The sequence below is a fragment of the Bacillus sp. FDAARGOS_1420 genome (assembly GCF_019344915.1).
Lineage (GTDB): Bacteria > Bacillota > Bacilli > Bacillales > Bacillaceae_G > Bacillus_A > Bacillus_A mycoides.
This window is the reverse complement of sequence record NZ_JAHWJB010000002.1, coordinates 908328-926276: the sequence shown is the minus strand read 5'-3', so window position 1 is coordinate 926276 and position 17949 is coordinate 908328. Positions and strand designations below refer to the sequence as shown.

Here is a 17949-nt window from a genome sequence, read left to right as displayed (position 1 = left end):
TACTTATCTATTCATAGTCTTCTTCATCATCGACTTCTTCATAATACGAACTCCCATTGCTTACATATATAGGACCGTTCGCAACATCAATACGTAGTACCCATGCCCATGGCACAGCTAAACGTTTATGTATTGCTCTCCAAAAGTTCATTGATTTTCTTTCGTACTCCTGGAACTCCTGAAGTAACTCTTTATAGGAGGAACCGTCTAACTGAATATTTGCTTCTAATAAACGAGAATGGGCATAGTACTGTAACTCTAGTTCAGCAGCAATCTCCATTTCTTCTTCCGTTGCCATACCTATAATTGCTCCATCTGCTGGTGCGATTTCATATACGTTGTGAACTTCAATAAGCCCTTCTTTCTCTTTCTCAAACATGTAAACAGCCTCCTTTAACCAATATTTTTTATGTTACAAAGTCATACTTCTACAATACCTTCTCCCTTTCCTCTTTTTTTGATAAACTTTTACAAATTATTTATCTGATAATCTGTAGACTGTATTCTTTCAGCAGAACTGAAACAATTATTATCAAAAGTTAATTTATACACATCAGGCATATGAAGGGTTTTCCAAAACTGAAAACCATATTTCGAATCAAAATAATTCATTAGTAATACCATAATATTCCCATGAGTACCTATTACAATATTCTTACCTTTATATTTTTTTAATATACTTTGCATACATATTACAGCGCGTCTTTGCGCTACATCATTTGATTCTCCGCCTTCGTATGCAAAAGTCCAGTCTTCCCATACCTTCTGAATAGCATCGTTAAAATCTGTTACTGGCTCTTTACTTAATAACCTTTCCCGTAAATCTTCTTCCAGTTGTATTGATAAATTATATGTATTCGCAATTCCTTGCACGGTTTGAATCGCCCTTTTATACGGGCTAGAAATAACAACATCAATTTTTTTATCCTTTAACAAACTTGTTACATTACCTGCATCAATCTCTCCTTCTTCAGATAAGGGACGTTCCCTTTCTTCCTTTGTATATGTAGAGTGAGCGTGGCGAACGAAATATACTGTAGTCATTATTCAACTTCCTTTCTTAGTTTCAATCTACATTCAATGAAGCAAATAAGAAATCCTGTATTATAAAAAGAAAAAGGACGCTTTCTAAAAAACGCCCTTGTTTACATAATAAAATTATTTCATTATAATTCCCTACTAAACTCTTCATCTGTTATAGCATCTTGAATAAAATAATCTATATTATTTCTCAGCTTTTGATATGCAACTTGATCTTCTATATCGTTAAACATAATTACAACTTCTACCTTATTCCCTTTCTTATCTGTAGTATACAAACTTTTTGTCAATACGAATGCGGTAGAACCACCTTTTTGACCAGCATATTCCAACTTACTATTTTCAACTGTTCCTTTAAAAACATTATCAATTTCATCTTGCATTGATTTTGGAAAATAATTTCTACTATTTATCTTTTCCATTAAACTCAGATAATCTTTAGCATTTGCACTCACTAATCGATCTGACCAAATACGCTGGAATTCCATATCTATTTTTAATGGTATATCACGTTTCTTCCATTCACTTTCATCTTTCATCCATTCATGTATTTGTAACACGTGTTTATTATATTCATCATTAGACATGTTACGTATCATTTCTAACGATTGATTTTCTGGCTCATTAAGCTCTTTTTCTACATACCCTCTCATATATAGTGAAGCAGTATACGAAGAGAACTTGTCATGACTAGTAAGTTCTAACTCTTTTAAACTATCATTTACTCTTTCTATTCCAAGCTTATCTAGCAAATATGTTGTATTCGCATTAGAACTATAATGAATCATCCCTTTAGCCACTTCTTCTAAAGCAATCTGTCCATTTTGCACTAACTCTCTCACTTTTGAATCTTCTAACCAGTCAGGATGCGCTCCACCATCAGTGTTTTTAACGTAATATTTTTCTAACTCCTGCAATGAAATTTGTTCATCTCGACTTATTTTTCCTTCTGACACTTGCTTAGCAAATTCAACTGCTATGACGATTTTTGCCGTACTCGCTAATGGCAATTTTTTATTTTCATTTATAGATGTTACTACTTCACCGTTTTTTCTAATAAGTAATGAACATGTTTCATCATCTTTATGTTCTTTTATGTACTTTAATACGTAATGAGGATCTTCTTTTGACAAATAATATTTCATAAATGCAAAGAAAGCTATAACGGCTACTATAATGACTCCTGCAACAATTCCTATAATCTTTAATATGTTCACAATATGCCCCCTCTATAAATTCCCTTCTATATAATAATTATAACGAATAAAAATACAAAATTATACAAAACAGAGTAACTCTTCCTAAAAAAAGAAAGAGTTACTCTATTTCACATGATGTTATTTGTCCATTTAACGTAACGATTATATTTGAGTCGTCACTTTCTTTAACGCTATTTAGTCGATTTGAGTTAGTAGGACCAATTACAACCGACTCCTTAATTGGCGAAAGGTCCTTTCCTAATTTTTCTGCACTTACACCGTATGCAGCTTGAAATACTTCTGGCGGTGTTAATCTAAGTATGTCTGATCCTTCTGCTGTTTCAAACTGATCGTTATTGAAAAACAAATGTAATTGTACTTCTTCTGTTACCGCTGTAATCCAATGCCACCATCCCATTGGAATAAAGACCGTTTGCCCCGCTTTCACATGATAATTTTGCAATTGATTCGTTTCGGGATTTAAAATGGATGTAACTGCTTCTCCTGATACAACAACATCTAATTCCCACGCATTCGGATGCCAATGTGGTTCCCGCATATGCCCTTTCGTCATAAATAAATCAACAAACGCCCCTCCTATCATCGCAGGTAACTGCGTTGAGGTAACTTCATATGCAACGTTTTTCTCATCTCTTTTAAAAAAGACATTTTTTCTCGAATCAAAGAAAAGGTTTGGAGTTCCTGAGCTTTTCTTTAAATTTTTATTACCTGGAACATAACCTGAACTACTCATTTTATCCCTCTTTTCCACTCCGAACATTTCCATCTGCACACTGTATCGTATGGAAAAAATGTATGTATGTGCCTAATCATTCACATAACAAAAAAACATGCCTTCATGATGAGAGCATGTTTTGTGATTTTTTTCACATTATTTAGTTAAAAAATAAACTTTTTACTTACCATGATGTAACATTAAATCACTAAGTTCTTCTTCAATGTGATTTAATTTCGCAACTCCTTCTTTCCACTTATGAATATAACGCGATACCCCGACAATAAATAAAACAATAATTGTAGAAAGAATAATACCATATACGATTGTTACAGTACTCATAGTTACACTTCCTTATAATTAGTAATGTTGTTATTAGTTATATTTTTATTATAAACCTTTTTCTTTTAAAATACTTCGATTTCAACTTTTTGTAACAAAATTGATTTTTCTAATATTTCGTTCGTAAAAATGGAATATTTTTCACAAATTATACAAAACTTCACCATATGTACTATTGCCACATGAGTTATATTGTTAAATAGGATAAAGTGAAATTTTAGTCAGTACGGGGGATATATCCCACACTGATTATTAGCCCGCACCAACCAGGATTTTACGGACCGTTACTGTGGGATAAAGGGGATGAAATACTATGACGACTTGGTTTATTGTAATGTTAGTTGTATTTGGAGCATTTAAAATTATTGTTTCTAGCCTTCCTAACTCTGCTATTGAATCCATTATTAGCAAGTACGAAACACATCCACAACTTGAAGAAGAGAATGTGACTGTTACAATCAATGGAAATAACTTAGAAGGCGAAAAGAAATCCAAAATTATTCATGATTTTAACGAAGGATTATTTTTAGATCGCTATTATGCACCACCACACAATGAAGGCACTCCTTTAATTATCAATGCAAAACGTGGCAAAAAAGATTTTACATTTTATATTTATAGTCATGAAGAGCATGTTGATGTAGTAAAACAACATAAAAAGAAGGTAGTTGCTTATAGTTTACGCTCTAAAAACCTTCAAAATAATGATATGTTCGTGTCAGCTGATTTAGCTTAATACTCATATATTAGAAGAAGGAATCCATGGCACATGGATTCCTTCTTTCCTATTTACTGAAAAATAAGCTCCGTCTTCAAACTATCTTTCGGTAACAACCATCCTTTTTTCTCTATACTCGCCATTAATAATTCTCTTTGTTTTGTCGCGATACTTTCCTCAGTTGTTTTAAACGACACTTCTATTACGAAGTCATCTTCTATCTTCCCGGTATTACTTAATGGCCAAATTTCAATATTCGTTTTTATATTTTCAAATTCACCTGTATACCGTTTCATTAATACAGGACCGTAAATGTGAGAATCCTTGAGCATCTCTTCTCCCCAATTCGTATACAGCCATTTGTTCATTTTCCCTGGTAACTTTTCTATTAACATATTTTGAGCAGCTTGTTCATTTGGTAAATCAAGTACCCCATATCCTTTAGCACTGTAACTTTTCTTATTTGAAATACTTAATGTTTTCTTCTCAAATCCCCAATCTATTTCTGCCTCATAGTTATCAGTTTTACTATCAAATCCATCCTTCTTAGCTACTTCTAATGCATCTTGAATCATAACATTTTGAATCGGGTATCTCTTTTTATATGTTAGCTCAAAATCTTTACTAAATTCTTTCTTTCGAATCCTTGCAAACCAACCTTCATTACTTAAACTTTTATTCGCTGTATCTAAAAATTGCACTTGTATTCTTTCATAATTTGTACCAGCCTGGAAATGTTCTAGTACCTCTTGCTTCATCTCTTTGTTATAACCTAATACTTGTTCTGGCTTTAATAATAACTTCACTTCAAAACTAGGTTTCATTGGACTGGCGGCAAACCCTTCCTTAACGTTATAAAGGAAACAACAAAAGAAAATACTTACGAATACAAATACTTTTTTCATATACCGATCTCCTTTACATTTTAAATTACTTCTATACGTTCCATTGCAAGTGAATACACATTTTCATATCCTGCTATGCTAAGCTTTTCCAGCAATCGATCCGTATCCTCTTTCAAAGCGTGTACTAACACCGTATGTTCTGGTAATAATGTATTTAACATCTCTTTCACATCTCTTATACTTTGGTGAACTTTATATGGAACTCGCTTCACCCTACATTCTTTACCTGCACGTTCTTTCAAAACTTTGTCTGCAAAACTTCCTTTAGCAATATGTCCAGTAAAGATAATAGAATTTCGTTCTTCATGCCGAAGCTGTTCATAATACAACTGTGCTCGTTTCGTTTGCATATTCGCATCACTCATTACAACTATTCCGTAACTATTTTGCATACAAATGTCATTATCCATAACTATTATGTTTCTTTTTAAACTCTCCACAACTCGTTCAAGTTTTTCATTATTTTTTAGCCAATCTTTATATATGAACATTTCTTCAAAACCAACCAAAATTTCTTTATCTACTATAAGCGGAAACTCTTTATATCGTTCATATAAATACAATACTATATCTTGCGCCCTACCAAGTGGAGGTAGTGGTAGTAATGCTATTCCTTTATTGTGCGCAACTCGTTCAATTTCTGCACATAATTCGTCCACTCGTTCATTTTGCGAAACATCATCAGTGTGATAAGCGGCATCTACAATTGCAATTTTTATATCGCTTCGCAAATTTTCAGGTAAATTAGCTCGTAGTATATTAGATTCTGCTGAATAATCACCAGAATAAAATACGTATGTATTACACATATCCACTAAAAACCAAACAGCTCCTAATACATGCCCACTATACCCCCATTGAAACCTCAACGTTGGTGTAATCTGTATCCATTCATTTGGATTACTAATCTCATCAATACATACATAATTTAAATCTTTAATATTTTGATCGTTATAAGGTAAATTCCACCCTTTTGAAAGATTGTAGTTTCCCCATTTTTCAAAATAAGCTGGAAGTTGCTCCTTCGTATAACGAGTCGTCCAAATTTTTTTCTTATATCCATACTTCGTCAATAAAGGTAAACCCATCGTATGGTCTTCATGAATATGTGATAAAAATACTGCATCCAAAAATGGAACAACTTCTCTTTCTATTTTAGGATAACTATCCTCATATGATCGATTAATACCACAATCAAATACTATTTTTGTCTCTTTATTTTTTACAAAATAGCAGGAACGACCGTATTCTCCCGCTCCTCCCCATACTTCCATCCTCATCATGCTACCCCTTTTCGTTTTTGCTCCATATGTTGCAGAAGTAATAAGCACATTGTTGTAAGCCCAACAGAAACAACAGCCATTGCCATTCCTATAGATACTTCTCCTTGTTCAAATTGAGCAAAAATAAACGTTGCTGACGTTTCTACTGATGGAGGTAGTACGAGAAGCGATGCTACTAACTCTCTTATCGAAATCGTAAATGTCATCGCCCATCCAGCAAGAATTCCTGGAATAATAAGCGGCAATATTATTTTTCTAAAAATATAAATATAATTCCCGGAAAAAATACTTCCTGCCTGTACAAGAGAATCATCAATTTGTCCGAGCGATGCTTTTACATACTGCACCGTATAAGGTAAAAAGAGAACAACATACGTTACGATAACCATGACTGGTGTATTGTAAATTGACATAGGCATATAGGGTGAATTCCAAAATAAAATAAGCCCTACAACCATCACTATTCCTGGTACCATATTCGGTAACATGCCGCACATATCAAGCCATTTTTCAGAGGACTTTTTCCCCTTTCGAATCATAAGCGCCAAAAATACGCCAATAATTACAGCAACAATCGCCGTTACGAGTGAAAAAAGAAAACTGTTCCATAAAGCTTCTAATCCCGGAGAACCAATTGTAAATAATGCTTCATAATGGCTTGTTGTAAAGTTATTAAAATGTAAGCCACCGCCTCTTAACTTCGACAAAGAAGCAATAAGTATAGAAAAGTATGGGATTCCAATTGCTACTATTAGTAAGCCAATTACATAAACCCATGCTATAACGCGCGCAAATATAGACAAAGTATACCTTTTAGATTTCACACCTTTTCCACTAACCATTGCATATGTATACTTTCGATTCAATACATTTTGCATATACCAAATGAGCATACACGCACTAAGTAATAAAGAAGATAATGCTGTGGCACTGCCAAAATCAATCGGCCAACTAGAGATAAATTTATGAATCTCAGATGTTAACACATGGAATCCTATTCTACGTCCGAATGTAGCTGGTGTTCCAAATTCAGCAATCGTCTTTACGAAAATGAGTAAAGCACCCATTACATAACTTGATAACAATAACGGTAGTATTATTTTTCTTAAACGATAGAAAAAACTTCCACCATGAACTGCTGCAGCTTCTTCTTTACTACTCCCAATCTGAAGTAACGTGTTTTTCAACATGAAGTAAAGGAATGGGAATAAATGCAGACTCATAATTAAAACCATACCGCCTAAACTAAAAAACGATGATGAAATCGGCTTTAAAGCCGGAAAAAATTGTTCAAAATAACCGTTAGGTTGCATGAACAAAATCCAGCCCATCGATCCGATATAGGGCGGGGTCATAAATGGGATCATAAAAACAATATCTAACTTACTATACTTTCCTACATCTGTTTTGCTCATAATGAACGCCAATGGAAACGCAAATATTGTAGCTCCTATTACAACGAGTACACCTAGAAGCATCGAATTTAGAAAAATCCCAGCTAATCCACCACTCTGCATGACTTCAAAAGGCTTTAAAAAATTCCAACTGCTATTTTCATATACACTAGAAAATAAAATGAGAAAAAGCGGAATGACGATTAACATCGCCACAAGTAACAACGCTACTGTCATTCCAACTTGTCTTACTGATACGAATCGATTTACCATGTAATCACCATCTTATTGAAATACTTTCTTAAATTGTTTTGCTATTTCATCTTGTTCTTTCTCAACTGTTTTCCAATCAATATTTAATACTGGAATCTCTTCTACATTCGGTCTATTTTCAGCTTTTATATCTTTTCTACCTGGCAACAAATACGCTTTAGAAACTTGTTTTTGCACATCATCTGATAATAAATAATCAATAAACTCTTTTGCACCTTCTACATTTTTACTATCCTTCATAATGCCTGCTGCACGTGGACTAATGACTGTTCCGCTTTTTGGATATACGATATCAACCGGTTCACCCTTTGCTTTTGCACTGTACGTCATGTAGTCAACACCTGCGATTACCATATCTTTCGCACCTGTTACAACTGGGTCTAACGCTTCTTGGTTTGCCCCAGCTACTGTAACTTCATTTTTCTTAAGCTGTTCAAATAAATTCCATCCATCTTGTCCATTCTTTTTCACATATCCTGTTACAAAGTCTAAAGCTGAACCTGAAAGTGCTGGATCTGGAAGATTCACTTTCCCTTTCCATTCTCCTTTCGTTATATCGCTCCAATCTTCAGGTGCTGTCTTCACATTTTTTGTGTTATACACAATTCCTAATGCTGAAGCACTATATCCAAAATAATGTCCTTTATCATCCGACCATTCAGAACGAAGCTTATCAGCTTGTTTTGCTTCTTTATAAGCTAACGTTTGCCCATCTTTTTTTAATCCTTCCATCGCTGGTAAAGAAGCAAGTACGACAACGTCAACGACTGGATTTTTCTTTTCAGCCTCCATTCTTGCTAAAATCTTACCTGTTGTTCCTTGAAACATTTCTACTTTTATCCCTGTTTTCTTTTCAAAGTCCTTTTGAATTTTTTCTGCTAATCCTTTTGGTCCTGCACTATATACAACGATTTTCTTTTCATTAGCGTTTTTAGTTTTTGCATCTACACTGCCTGTCTTTGAGCTACAACCTGTTACTACAGCAGAAAATAGTAAAGTACATACAAATAAAGACTTAAGCGAACTGAATTTCTTCATACGATTCTCCCCCTATATGATGAATACATTTTTTTGGTACATATAACGATACCGGTTTACCAACGCTTAGCTTACTATTGTGATAAGCTGTCCATACACCGAGTGTCCCCATGTTTACTTTCACTTCATAACGTTCTCCTACATATGTAACGTGCTGAACTTCACCTGTATACATTTCGCACAAGTCATTTTTTGTCCAGCTCACATGCTCTGGACGAATCATTTTTTTCCCCTCTACAAGCCAATTTGCCTTACCAATAAATTTTGCAACAAATTCATGAGACGGTTTCACATAAATGTCTTCTGGTGTTCCTTTTTGTAATACTTCACCCTGCTTCATGACAATAATTTGGTCTGACATTGACATAGCTTCTGTTTGATCATGTGTTACATACAATGCCGTTAAACCAATTGAATGAACGATGTCCATAAGTTCTAATCGCATTTCTTCTCGCAAAATTGCATCGAGTGCACTTAACGGTTCATCGAACAAAATAAAATGAGGTTTCGTTACAATTGCTCTAGCAAATGCGACACGTTGCTGCTGTCCACCTGAGAGTTCATGTGGATATCTTTTCTCCATACCTTGCAAACGAACTCGCTTTATCGCATTTTCTACCTTTTCTCTTAATTGATTCGTTTGCTTTGTAGCCCTTAAACCAAATGCAACATTTTCAAATACAGTCATATGCGGCCATAAAGCAAAATCTTGAAATACCATGCCGATATTCCGTTCATGAGGAGATGTTTTTATCTTTTTAGCAGAAGAATACATGCACTTATCTCCAAAATATATTTCACCTTTATCCGGTTCCTCAAGCCCTGCAATCATTCTAAGTAAAGTCGTTTTCCCGCATCCTGAAGGTCCTAAAAGTGTGGTGAATTCCCCTTTTTTCATTACAATCTGTAACGGCTTTAACGCCTGTGTTTTCCCAAATGCCTTTTCTAATCCATGAATTTTAATATCCATCGTTTCACCTCTCTCCCCTCATTCTTAACCTGCTTTCATTCTATCTGGAAGTTTTATACTGAATGTTAATGTACTGTAAAGATTAAATTAAAAAATCTCTAATAAACTATTTATTTCTATAGATTTTTTCTATAGTTAGAAGAAAAAGGGGCCAACTTATCATGAATCTCTTAAAATTAGAAATTGTAGTGCTTATTAAGAAATACAAAAAGCTTACTATTGTTGCAGAAAAACTTGGTGTTAAACAACCTACTATTACGTTTCATATAAAAAGCTTAGAAGAGGAACTTGGTGTGCCTTTATTTGAATTACGTTCTGGAAGGTATTTCTTAACAGAAGCTGGTGAGGCGTTGCATCATTATGCTTGTAAAATAGATGCACTTATGAAAGAAGCTAGGCGGGTCACACAAGAGTTTAAAGATTTTAATAAAGGCGCTATAACAATTGGTGCTAGTTATGTACCAGCGACTTATCTTTTACCAGAAGTTGTTCACCAATTTCAATGCGAATTTCCAAATATAAAAATAACACTCATAGTAAAAACAGCTCCTGAAATTCGAACGATGCTACAAAATCATGAAATTGATCTCGGGGTAATTTCTGCGGCACCGTTTGACGAACCACTTCTAAAACAAATGAATGTAATGCCTGATACACTTGTTCTTGCCTTTTCCAAAGAACATCATCTTTCTAAAAGAACAAATGTATCATTACAAGATATCGAAAAAGAACGTATATTATTGCATCGTAATCCATCTACAACGAGAGATTTACTTACACAATGGACGTTAGAACATAACATTACATTCCAATCAGAAATTGAACTAGATTCATTAGAAACGATGAAACAAATTTTAAAATATGGTAATGGGGTTGCCTTTATTTCAAAACTTGCTATTGAGCAAGAAGTACAACGAAATGAGCTATGCTATATACCGATCCCTGATTTTGAATTTCAGCGTAATATTTATACCATTCATCATGAGGACAGATGGAATTCTAAAATAATTTCTTTTTTACTACATAGCATTACTTCTTTTGCAGAAAAAAATTAAAAGGCTGTCGTTATACACGACAGCCTTTTAAACTATAACTCTATTTATTTTTCTTATCCTCAATTTTCGCTTGTGCCTCTTCAGCCTTATCTAATGCTTCTGAAACTTTTTTCTCTTTTTCTTTTACATCATCTATACTATCAACAGCTTTAATTAATTTATCGATTCCTTCTTCATTTACCTTTTTTCGTTTCGCTACTCTTTCATTTACTTTCTCTTCCACATCTTTTGCTTTTTGAAGCATATTCTCTGCATTTGATGTCACAGCTTTTTCAAGTGCATCATCTTTTTTCTTTTGTAACACTTCATTTGCAATATCTTTCGTTTCTAAATACTTACCGTCTTTTAATGCTGTCGCACCACGATCTAGTAACTGAGCGACTTCTTTATATGCCTTTGCTTCATTCCCTGATTTCTCTTTTTCCGCTTTTTCAAACCACATAATCGCATCACTATATTTTTCATTTTTCAATGATTGCATACCTGTTTCAATATACGTGTCATAATTACTACATCCAGCCATTACGACTAACAGAAAAAGCATTACAAAACTTAATTTTCTCATGATGTTTTCTCCTTTTCTTTGCCTGCTTACTTTACTGTAACATACATGAAAAATAGTTTCAAAAACTAAAATACTAATATGGTCATTTTTATATTGTTAAAATTTTCTTTTAAACCGATACATCCACTTGTTTTTTCGCCATATGCTGCTTTACTCCAACTAATACAACTAACAATAATCCTCCACCTAATGTCATCATAACAATGCTAGTTGGCAACATATCTAATAATAATCCATATACAATCATTCCAAGCGGTGCGATTGCAGTAGAAATTGTTTCAAGTAGACCGAATACACGTCCTAAATAGTTTGGATCTGTCGTCTTTTGCATATGTACTTGCATCGGGATATTTACAACCATCATTGATATACCAGTTAAAATCATAAAAGTGATATAGTAAATAAAACTTGCTACTTGCGGAATGATAACTAACAATGGAAAGACTGTGCATAAACTCAAGCCCGCAAATAAAAACAGTCCAATATAAACAGAGCGAAACGGATTATTCACTTCTTTACGTACTGATAAAACAATTGCACCAATTAGCATCCCGACTGCTAACATTCCCTCTACAACACCGAGTTGCTTCGAGGATAAATGCAAATTTTTAATAATAATATATGGAAGCGAAACGAAAAGTGCACTCGCAAAAAAGTTTACCCCTACTGCAATTTTCATTAAACCATATATTTCATGCTGTCGTTTTACATATGAAAAACCTTCTTTTATACTCGTCAAGAAATGCTCTTTACTTTCGGCCAATTCTTTTTTATATAAATCAAATACGATGAATAATTGTACAATAACTGCTAAAAAGAATGTAATACTATTTAACAGGAAAAATGTTTTGATTGAAAAGAAACCAAATACAACTCCTCCAATAATCGGCGCTAAAATATTCGATAAAGATGATGCCGTCTGATTTAAAGCACTCGCTTTTTGAATACGCTCCTCATCTACTAAATTAGGAATAGACGAAGTTAATGCTACAGAATAAAAACTTGCACAAATTGATAATAATGCCGCTGATACATAAATAAACAGAAGTGATGGTCCAAATATAGTAGCAAGAATAAACATGATAAGCATTGTTAAGCTACTTAATAAATCAGTGCCAATTACAAGCCATCTTCGGTTCACACGGTCAGCTACAGCACCTGCAATTGGGCCACAGATCATTCTTGGTATTGATCCGCAAATAAGAGTAGTTGCAAACCCCATTCCTGAACCAGTTGTCTTTAATACGTATAACCCCATTGCAAACGTATAAATACCCGCCCCTAACAAGGACGTCATTTTTCCAATCATCATTAAAATAATATTTCTCGTTGCAATCTTCATTTTCCAATCATTTGGAACTATACTTACATCCCCCATTATGACACTCTCCCCTTAAAAGTTAAACTGTGTTAAACTTATTATATAATCATCTTTCCAATTTTTACAACAAAAAGTTTAATTATATTTAACTTTTCAGTTATAAAGGAGCAATTATATGGCTACTCTCGGCGAGAAAATTAAAACGTTACGAAAAGAAAAAAAGCTTACTCAAACTGAATTAGCAGGTTCAGAACTGACAAAAAGTATGTTAAGTCAAATTGAAAATGGAAAAGCTACACCTTCCATGAAAACATTACAATACATCGCTGAAAAACTTGGATGCGAAACGAGTTTTTTACTAGAAGAAGATGATGTAGAAATTGTAGAAATCATTCAACAAATGGAACAACTAATAAAGGCAAATAAATGTGATGAAGTATATGAGACTTTACTACCTATCGTTCAAAAAGAGCTACCTTCTACTTTAAATACCGCTCGTTTATATAAACAATTTGTAACAGCTGCGGCGATTATGAAAGATTACAACATTGAATATTACGTTGAAAAGGCTACTTCTATTTTTGAAAAATATACGTTATACCGGGACAGTACGGAAACAAAATTAAAATTATCCTTTACGATATTCACACGTAAAAAGTATGGTGAATGTTTACAACTTATAGCTAGTATTAGAAATGATTATGAGGAGAAACATTTAGAAATGGATCTCATTATACATATCGAGTTATGTTTATATGAAGCCATCATTTTACTAGCATGCGGCGATTATGAAACATGTGAAAAAACGATATTAGAGGCACTCGAGTTTTCAAAAAAGCATCAAGTATATTTTAAAACAGACGAATTTTATCGGATTTTATCTTACCAAAAAGTCATTACAGCTGATAAAGAACAATATTTATATTACATAAAAAAATCTGAGCAATTTGCCATTTTTACAGAAGATACTCTATCCATTGCGATTATTGATATTTTAAAAGCTTACTACTACAACACGATTACTAATGAATATACAATCGCATTAAAACATCTAGAACAATTTCGAGAGAAACTAAAAGGTGAGCCACTTTTTCAAGACGACGGATTGTATTATCTTGAAAAAGGAAAAGCTTTATACGGATTGAAACGTTACGAGGAAGCTTTACAAGCATTGCAACGTGGTATCATGCCGGATTATATGAACCATCCACTTGATCAAGCGTGGCTTACAACAGCAGGTGCATATCGTGCCCTTTGTTATGTAAAACTTAACGATAAAAAAAGGGCTCTGGAGGAAGCTACAGAAGCCGCTCAAAAGATACAATCCTACCCGGATTCCATCTTTTCTTCTTTTATTAAAGAAACATTACAAATAATACAAAAACTTTAAAAACGTCTCGAAATGGTATATTATTCCTCCTTTTTTGCAAAGATAATAATGATGGGAGGAATATAAATGAATATACAACGCGCAAAAGAGCTTTCCGAGTCATCTGAAGAAGCCAATGTCAGTTTTCAAGGCATGCCTGTTATGATTCAACACGTCGATGAAAGCAACGAAACCGCCCGCATATATGAAGTAACAAATCCAAAACGCGAATTAACTGTTCCAGTTAATAGCTTAGAGGAAATATAAAAAATGCCACTTCTTTTTTTTGAAGTGGCATTTTCTTTTATTATATATTTCATCACTAGTTTTTCCTTTTTAGTAAACCATACAGCCCAATACAAATTAAAATTAGACCTACTATGCCAAAAGCCAGTTTCTCAAATAAATCTCTTGTTTCATGACTCCTAACTTCTACTATACTTTTGTTTTGTCGTTCAATTTCATTTTGGTCTGTTTCTACTCGCTCTCCATATACTAACAATCGATATTTACTAGATGTATATGGTTCACATGTAAGTAATGTAACTCTATCTTGTCCTTTTATTACACTCAATTTATCAACTTGATTTGGATTAATTATCTCACGCCCAATTACTTTATAAACAAGTTGTTTCCCTAGTACACTGACATAAAATGTGTCGCCATCAGCTAATCGATCCAGGTGGCGAAACATCGTTGCGCCGTGATATCCACGATGTCCTGCTAATACAGCGTGCGTATCTTGTCCACCGATTGGTAAAGAAGTCCCTTCAATTTGTCCGACTCCTTTACTCAAGTTATCTTGACTTGCTCCTAAGTATAATGGTAACTCTTCATCTATTTTCGGAATTGTAATTGTACCAAATACTTCATCTTTATTTATAAAATCTAACTGTTTGTTATTTACTTTTATATCATGAACAAATGGATCATTCATTTTAAAAGTAGTTCTACCTAATAAGCTATTATATGCTTCCATCCTACGAAATTTCTCATTAACATCTTCTACTTTTAAATTAGCAACCATTTTCTCATAACTTATTACTCTTGTTTTATATACATAATTGTTTATATAATTAGCAACCGTTGGGTATATAAATAATGAAAGCCCTACGAGGAACAATAATAAACTTATAAATCCCCTTCTCACACACTCACCACTCAATACATACTATTTTCCTTTTTTTAAATAAATCATTAGAAGGACGATACAAATAATAACAATAGGAAAAACGATCATCCAATCTTCTAAAATGAAAGGTTTTGTAATCATTTCTTTTGCCCCAGCATCATATGGAACCCGGTGTCCTCTCACTAGTAACCTGTGCGTGTTCACTCCATAAGGGGTACATGTAATTAATGTTGCATAATCTTCTCTTTGTACAACTAATAAATCTCCTGTTTCATTTGGTAATACAACTTTTATTTGATCTACCTGATAGGCAAGTACTTTATCTAATGAATGAATATAAAATATATCGTCCTTTTCAACTTTATCTAAATGAGTAAACATTAGTGCTGAAGGTAAACCACGATGCCCCGTTAAAACTGTATGCGTATTTTCTCCCCCTACTGGTAATGAAGATTCGTTCAGTTGTCCAACTCCGCGGGTTAGTACGTCTTCAGTCGTCCCTTGATAAATAGGAAGATTCACATCAATTTTTGGAATTTCTACATATCCCATAACATCACCGATATTTAACATATCTATATGCGAACTTTTGTTCTCATCACTATTTTCATGAAATGGGTCCGAAAATGTTTGCATCGTACTTTGAACTTTTTCATTATATTCCCGTGCTTCTTTCTCCTTACGTTCAATTTCTTCTTTTTGTAAATTACTTACTGCTTCATCGTACGTACTTACTTCCGAATAGTGCGTTCTCGTTGCAAACCAATTACTTGCAATCGGATATAAAAATATACTTAAACCTAGCAAAAATATACTTCCAAAAATAATATTTTTTTTCATAACAGCCTCTTTCGCTACGGATAAAATGTGGAAAAGAGGAAAGCAATATGCCTTTCCTCTTTTCCAAACTCAATTATTATAAAAATATTAATTAAGAATTCTTCACAGGTTTCTTTCTAAAGAAAATAAACGCCGCTGTCACCATTAATAACAAACCAACTACTGTGAATAAAACTGTTCCTATACCACCTGTTTGTGGGATAATCCAGCCGCTTTTATTGTTCTCTACTTGTAGCTCTATTTTTTGATGTTTTTCATCAATCTTAATCTCAATCGGATCTCTTAATTTTTGATATTGCTCTACTGCACCGTCTTCATCTTTATACTTTGGTGCTTCTGTTTCAACAATTTGGTATTCACCGTACGGGATTTCATTCCATGTAATAATACCATCTGCATCAGTGATATCATCCATCTTCTTTTTGTTTACTACTACAATATTTCCCTTTTTATCTCGTAATTCGAATCTTGCACCTTCTAATTTCAGAGACTTATTCTTACCATCAATTTTTTCGATTTTTATATTTCCCATTGTTGGTGTAACCACTACTTCGTTTGATGGTTTTCCATCTTTTTCTGATGAAACATCATCTTTGTTTACAAAATCAAGTACTGCTTTGTTCGGAATTTCCACTCCAGATTGAACATCACCTTTAATTTTCGCAGTAATTTGCAAGTGTAATTCTTTCCCTGTTACTTTCGAAAAATCTTCCACTGAAGCAATAACCTTTTGTCCAGCAACAATTACATTTACAATACTCTCATCAACTTTTTTACCATCAATCATTACAATTGGTGTTCCAACAACCTCTAAACGATCATCTAAAACATCGGTTACAACATAATTTTGATACGTTTGAATATCCTCAGGAAGCAATGTTTTAATATCATACGTATACTCTGTTTCACGATTTATTCCCGCGTTCTTTGAACTGTCGTTAATCGTTTTTTCAATTGTAGGCTCTTTATAGTTCTTTACATCTTTTTCTAACTTAACTAGTTTACCAGTTTCTTTAATAGCAAAAGGATATTCTTCTTTACTTGTTAAATAACCTTTTGGAGCCTTTTCCTCTATAAAATAATAGTTTCCATACTCTAAAGAATCTACACTAATTTTACCCTCTAATCCTGTTACTAGTGGAAGTGGTGTTTTTACTTGTGTGTTTGTGCCATCTTCATTTTTTTTGAATAAATGGAATTCCGCACCTGGTAACACACTGTCCCCTTCACCTTTTTTTATTAATTCTACTGAACCACGTTTCGTTTCATTCTTTGGATAAATATGAACATCGTAGTTTAAATCTTTACCGTCTGCACTTGTCATTGGAATATCAACAATAAAAGTACTCTTATCTAATTCAATATGGTCTGGACCTTTAACAGCTTTTACTTCATAACGTCCTAATGGAAGATTATTAAAGACTGCCATTCCATTTGCGTCTGTCACTTTTGTAATAACGCTATCCGTTACTTTACTAATATTTTCTTTTACTACTTTTCCATCAGAAGTTTGTTCAAATGATGCAATACGTTTAATTTCAAATGTTACATCCTTTAAAGGCTTTGCCCCCTCTGGAACACTTTGTCCTTCTTTGCCATTGCCCTCTACACCAGGCTTCGCATCCTTACCTTGCTCATACTTATGAATCGTTAAAGTACCTGTATTTTTTGATTCAGCACTAACCGTCATATTCATTAATGTCGAAAAAGCTAAAATACATATTAAAAATGTGCTAAAAATCTTTTTCATCAAATTCCACTCCCCTAT

The 17949-nt window shown here is 33.6% G+C and carries 20 protein-coding genes; 4 read left to right on the top strand and 16 right to left on the bottom strand.

Annotated elements, in window-relative coordinates:
• Window positions 1-7 precede the first annotated feature (7 nt).
• The 6 genes from I6L50_RS15140 to I6L50_RS15115 form a co-directional block, all read right to left on the bottom strand.
• Entirely contained in the window at window positions 8-379 is a 372-nt protein-coding gene (locus I6L50_RS15140; protein ID WP_000461762.1) for a hypothetical protein, read from the bottom strand.
• A gap of 89 nt (window positions 380-468) precedes the next feature.
• Window positions 469-1044, bottom strand: coding sequence for a histidine phosphatase family protein (locus I6L50_RS15135; protein ID WP_201032893.1), 576 nt, complete (start codon window positions 1042-1044; stop codon window positions 469-471).
• Between the two features lie 122 nt (window positions 1045-1166).
• Window positions 1167-2258 (bottom strand): serine hydrolase, encoded by a 1092-nt coding sequence (locus I6L50_RS15130; protein WP_219301938.1) that lies wholly within the window; start codon window positions 2256-2258, stop codon window positions 1167-1169.
• 100 nt (window positions 2259-2358) lie between these two features.
• Complete coding sequence (locus I6L50_RS15125) at window positions 2359-2994, bottom strand: cupin domain-containing protein (RefSeq protein WP_219301937.1); 636 nt, start codon at window positions 2992-2994, stop codon at window positions 2359-2361.
• A 162-nt stretch (window positions 2995-3156) separates the two neighbouring features.
• Window positions 3157-3318 carry a hypothetical protein gene (locus I6L50_RS15120; protein ID WP_000109008.1) on the bottom strand — a complete coding sequence of 54 codons (162 nt, stop codon included), beginning with the start codon at window positions 3316-3318 and terminating at the stop codon, window positions 3157-3159.
• 65 nt (window positions 3319-3383) lie between these two features.
• The gene (locus I6L50_RS15115; protein WP_080118797.1) at window positions 3384-3500 is read right to left on the bottom strand and encodes a multidrug transporter MatE; all 117 of its coding nucleotides are present in this window, start codon (window positions 3498-3500) and stop codon (window positions 3384-3386) included.
• A 131-nt stretch (window positions 3501-3631) separates the two neighbouring features.
• Here I6L50_RS15115 and I6L50_RS15110 point away from each other — a divergent pair, with 131 nt between their 5' ends.
• Window positions 3632-4054, top strand: a complete 423-nt coding sequence (locus I6L50_RS15110; RefSeq protein WP_002011948.1) for a YfmQ family protein — start codon at window positions 3632-3634, stop codon at window positions 4052-4054.
• A 53-nt stretch (window positions 4055-4107) separates the two neighbouring features.
• On the opposite strand, the gene I6L50_RS15105 is transcribed toward I6L50_RS15110, so the two are convergent.
• Genes I6L50_RS15105 through I6L50_RS15085 form a run of 5 tightly spaced genes read right to left on the bottom strand, consistent with a single transcriptional unit; the run spans window position 4108 to window position 9899 of the window.
• Window positions 4108-4941, bottom strand: a complete 834-nt coding sequence (locus I6L50_RS15105) for a hypothetical protein (protein WP_219301936.1) — start codon at window positions 4939-4941, stop codon at window positions 4108-4110.
• A gap of 20 nt (window positions 4942-4961) precedes the next feature.
• The gene (locus I6L50_RS15100; protein WP_219301935.1) at window positions 4962-6224 is read right to left on the bottom strand and encodes an MBL fold metallo-hydrolase; all 1263 of its coding nucleotides are present in this window, start codon (window positions 6222-6224) and stop codon (window positions 4962-4964) included.
• Window positions 6221-7891: an ABC transporter permease gene (locus tag I6L50_RS15095; RefSeq protein ID WP_002031009.1), complete on the bottom strand. Its 1671-nt coding sequence runs from the start codon at window positions 7889-7891 to the stop codon at window positions 6221-6223. Before I6L50_RS15095 ends, I6L50_RS15100 begins: the two co-directional genes overlap by 4 nt.
• Window positions 7892-7903: 12 nt before the next feature.
• Complete coding sequence (locus I6L50_RS15090) at window positions 7904-8929, bottom strand: ABC transporter substrate-binding protein (protein WP_219301934.1); 1026 nt, start codon at window positions 8927-8929, stop codon at window positions 7904-7906.
• Window positions 8907-9899, bottom strand: coding sequence for an ABC transporter ATP-binding protein (locus tag I6L50_RS15085; protein ID WP_219301933.1), 993 nt, complete (start codon window positions 9897-9899; stop codon window positions 8907-8909). Before I6L50_RS15085 ends, I6L50_RS15090 begins: the two co-directional genes overlap by 23 nt.
• 161 nt (window positions 9900-10060) lie before the next feature.
• Here I6L50_RS15085 and I6L50_RS15080 point away from each other — a divergent pair, with 161 nt between their 5' ends.
• A complete protein-coding gene (locus tag I6L50_RS15080; RefSeq protein WP_002086428.1) occupies window positions 10061-10954 on the top strand; it encodes a LysR family transcriptional regulator in 894 nt (297 codons plus the stop codon).
• Window positions 10955-10994: 40 nt separating this feature from the next.
• On the opposite strand, the gene I6L50_RS15075 is transcribed toward I6L50_RS15080, so the two are convergent.
• Together I6L50_RS15075 and I6L50_RS15070 are read right to left on the bottom strand one after the other, a co-directional pair.
• Window positions 10995-11519, bottom strand: a complete 525-nt coding sequence (locus I6L50_RS15075) for an outer membrane protein assembly factor BamD (RefSeq protein ID WP_061688915.1) — start codon at window positions 11517-11519, stop codon at window positions 10995-10997.
• Between the two features lie 109 nt (window positions 11520-11628).
• Window positions 11629-12897: an MFS transporter gene (locus tag I6L50_RS15070; protein ID WP_219301932.1), complete on the bottom strand. Its 1269-nt coding sequence runs from the start codon at window positions 12895-12897 to the stop codon at window positions 11629-11631.
• A gap of 118 nt (window positions 12898-13015) precedes the next feature.
• On the opposite strand from I6L50_RS15070, the gene I6L50_RS15065 reads away from it, so the two are divergent.
• Window positions 13016-14230, top strand: a complete 1215-nt coding sequence (locus I6L50_RS15065; RefSeq protein ID WP_219301931.1) for a helix-turn-helix domain-containing protein — start codon at window positions 13016-13018, stop codon at window positions 14228-14230.
• Between the two features lie 66 nt (window positions 14231-14296).
• Window positions 14297-14476 (top strand): H-type small acid-soluble spore protein, encoded by a 180-nt coding sequence (locus I6L50_RS15060; RefSeq protein ID WP_001025736.1) that lies wholly within the window; start codon window positions 14297-14299, stop codon window positions 14474-14476.
• A 55-nt stretch (window positions 14477-14531) separates the two neighbouring features.
• Here the strand turns inward: I6L50_RS15060 and I6L50_RS15055 are convergent, their stop codons facing one another.
• From I6L50_RS15055 to I6L50_RS15045, 3 genes are all read right to left on the bottom strand, one after another.
• Window positions 14532-15359 (bottom strand): class C sortase, encoded by an 828-nt coding sequence (locus I6L50_RS15055; RefSeq protein ID WP_219301930.1) that lies wholly within the window; start codon window positions 15357-15359, stop codon window positions 14532-14534.
• Between the two features lie 21 nt (window positions 15360-15380).
• Entirely contained in the window at window positions 15381-16181 is an 801-nt protein-coding gene (locus tag I6L50_RS15050) for a class C sortase (RefSeq protein ID WP_078204411.1), read from the bottom strand.
• A gap of 91 nt (window positions 16182-16272) precedes the next feature.
• The gene (locus tag I6L50_RS15045) at window positions 16273-17931 is read right to left on the bottom strand and encodes a SpaA isopeptide-forming pilin-related protein (protein ID WP_078204410.1); all 1659 of its coding nucleotides are present in this window, start codon (window positions 17929-17931) and stop codon (window positions 16273-16275) included.
• Window positions 17932-17949: the final 18 nt, after the last annotated feature.

Bases quoted from the DNA above. Each gene is read 5' to 3' on its own strand.
- I6L50_RS15120 (WP_000109008.1), bottom strand. From the start codon at position 3,318: ATGAGTACTGTAACAATCGTATATGGTATTATTCTTTCTACAATTATT.
- I6L50_RS15045 (WP_078204410.1), bottom strand. From the start codon at position 17,931: ATGAAAAAGATTTTTAGCACATTTTTAATATGTATTTTAGCTTTTTCG.
- I6L50_RS15110 (WP_002011948.1), top strand. From the start codon at position 3,632: ATGACGACTTGGTTTATTGTAATGTTAGTTGTATTTGGAGCATTTAAA.
- I6L50_RS15090 (WP_219301934.1), bottom strand. From the start codon at position 8,929: ATGAAGAAATTCAGTTCGCTTAAGTCTTTATTTGTATGTACTTTACTA.
- I6L50_RS15075 (WP_061688915.1), bottom strand. From the start codon at position 11,519: ATGAGAAAATTAAGTTTTGTAATGCTTTTTCTGTTAGTCGTAATGGCT.
- I6L50_RS15060 (WP_001025736.1), top strand. From the start codon at position 14,297: ATGAATATACAACGCGCAAAAGAGCTTTCCGAGTCATCTGAAGAAGCC.
- I6L50_RS15085 (WP_219301933.1), bottom strand. From the start codon at position 9,899: ATGGATATTAAAATTCATGGATTAGAAAAGGCATTTGGGAAAACACAG.
- I6L50_RS15095 (WP_002031009.1), bottom strand. From the start codon at position 7,891: ATGGTAAATCGATTCGTATCAGTAAGACAAGTTGGAATGACAGTAGCG.
- I6L50_RS15080 (WP_002086428.1), top strand. From the start codon at position 10,061: ATGAATCTCTTAAAATTAGAAATTGTAGTGCTTATTAAGAAATACAAA.
- I6L50_RS15125 (WP_219301937.1), bottom strand. From the start codon at position 2,994: ATGAGTAGTTCAGGTTATGTTCCAGGTAATAAAAATTTAAAGAAAAGC.
- I6L50_RS15140 (WP_000461762.1), bottom strand. From the start codon at position 379: ATGTTTGAGAAAGAGAAAGAAGGGCTTATTGAAGTTCACAACGTATAT.
- I6L50_RS15100 (WP_219301935.1), bottom strand. From the start codon at position 6,224: ATGATGAGGATGGAAGTATGGGGAGGAGCGGGAGAATACGGTCGTTCC.
- I6L50_RS15050 (WP_078204411.1), bottom strand. From the start codon at position 16,181: ATGAAAAAAAATATTATTTTTGGAAGTATATTTTTGCTAGGTTTAAGT.
- I6L50_RS15105 (WP_219301936.1), bottom strand. From the start codon at position 4,941: ATGAAAAAAGTATTTGTATTCGTAAGTATTTTCTTTTGTTGTTTCCTT.
- I6L50_RS15070 (WP_219301932.1), bottom strand. From the start codon at position 12,897: ATGGGGGATGTAAGTATAGTTCCAAATGATTGGAAAATGAAGATTGCA.
- I6L50_RS15135 (WP_201032893.1), bottom strand. From the start codon at position 1,044: ATGACTACAGTATATTTCGTTCGCCACGCTCACTCTACATATACAAAG.
- I6L50_RS15065 (WP_219301931.1), top strand. From the start codon at position 13,016: ATGGCTACTCTCGGCGAGAAAATTAAAACGTTACGAAAAGAAAAAAAG.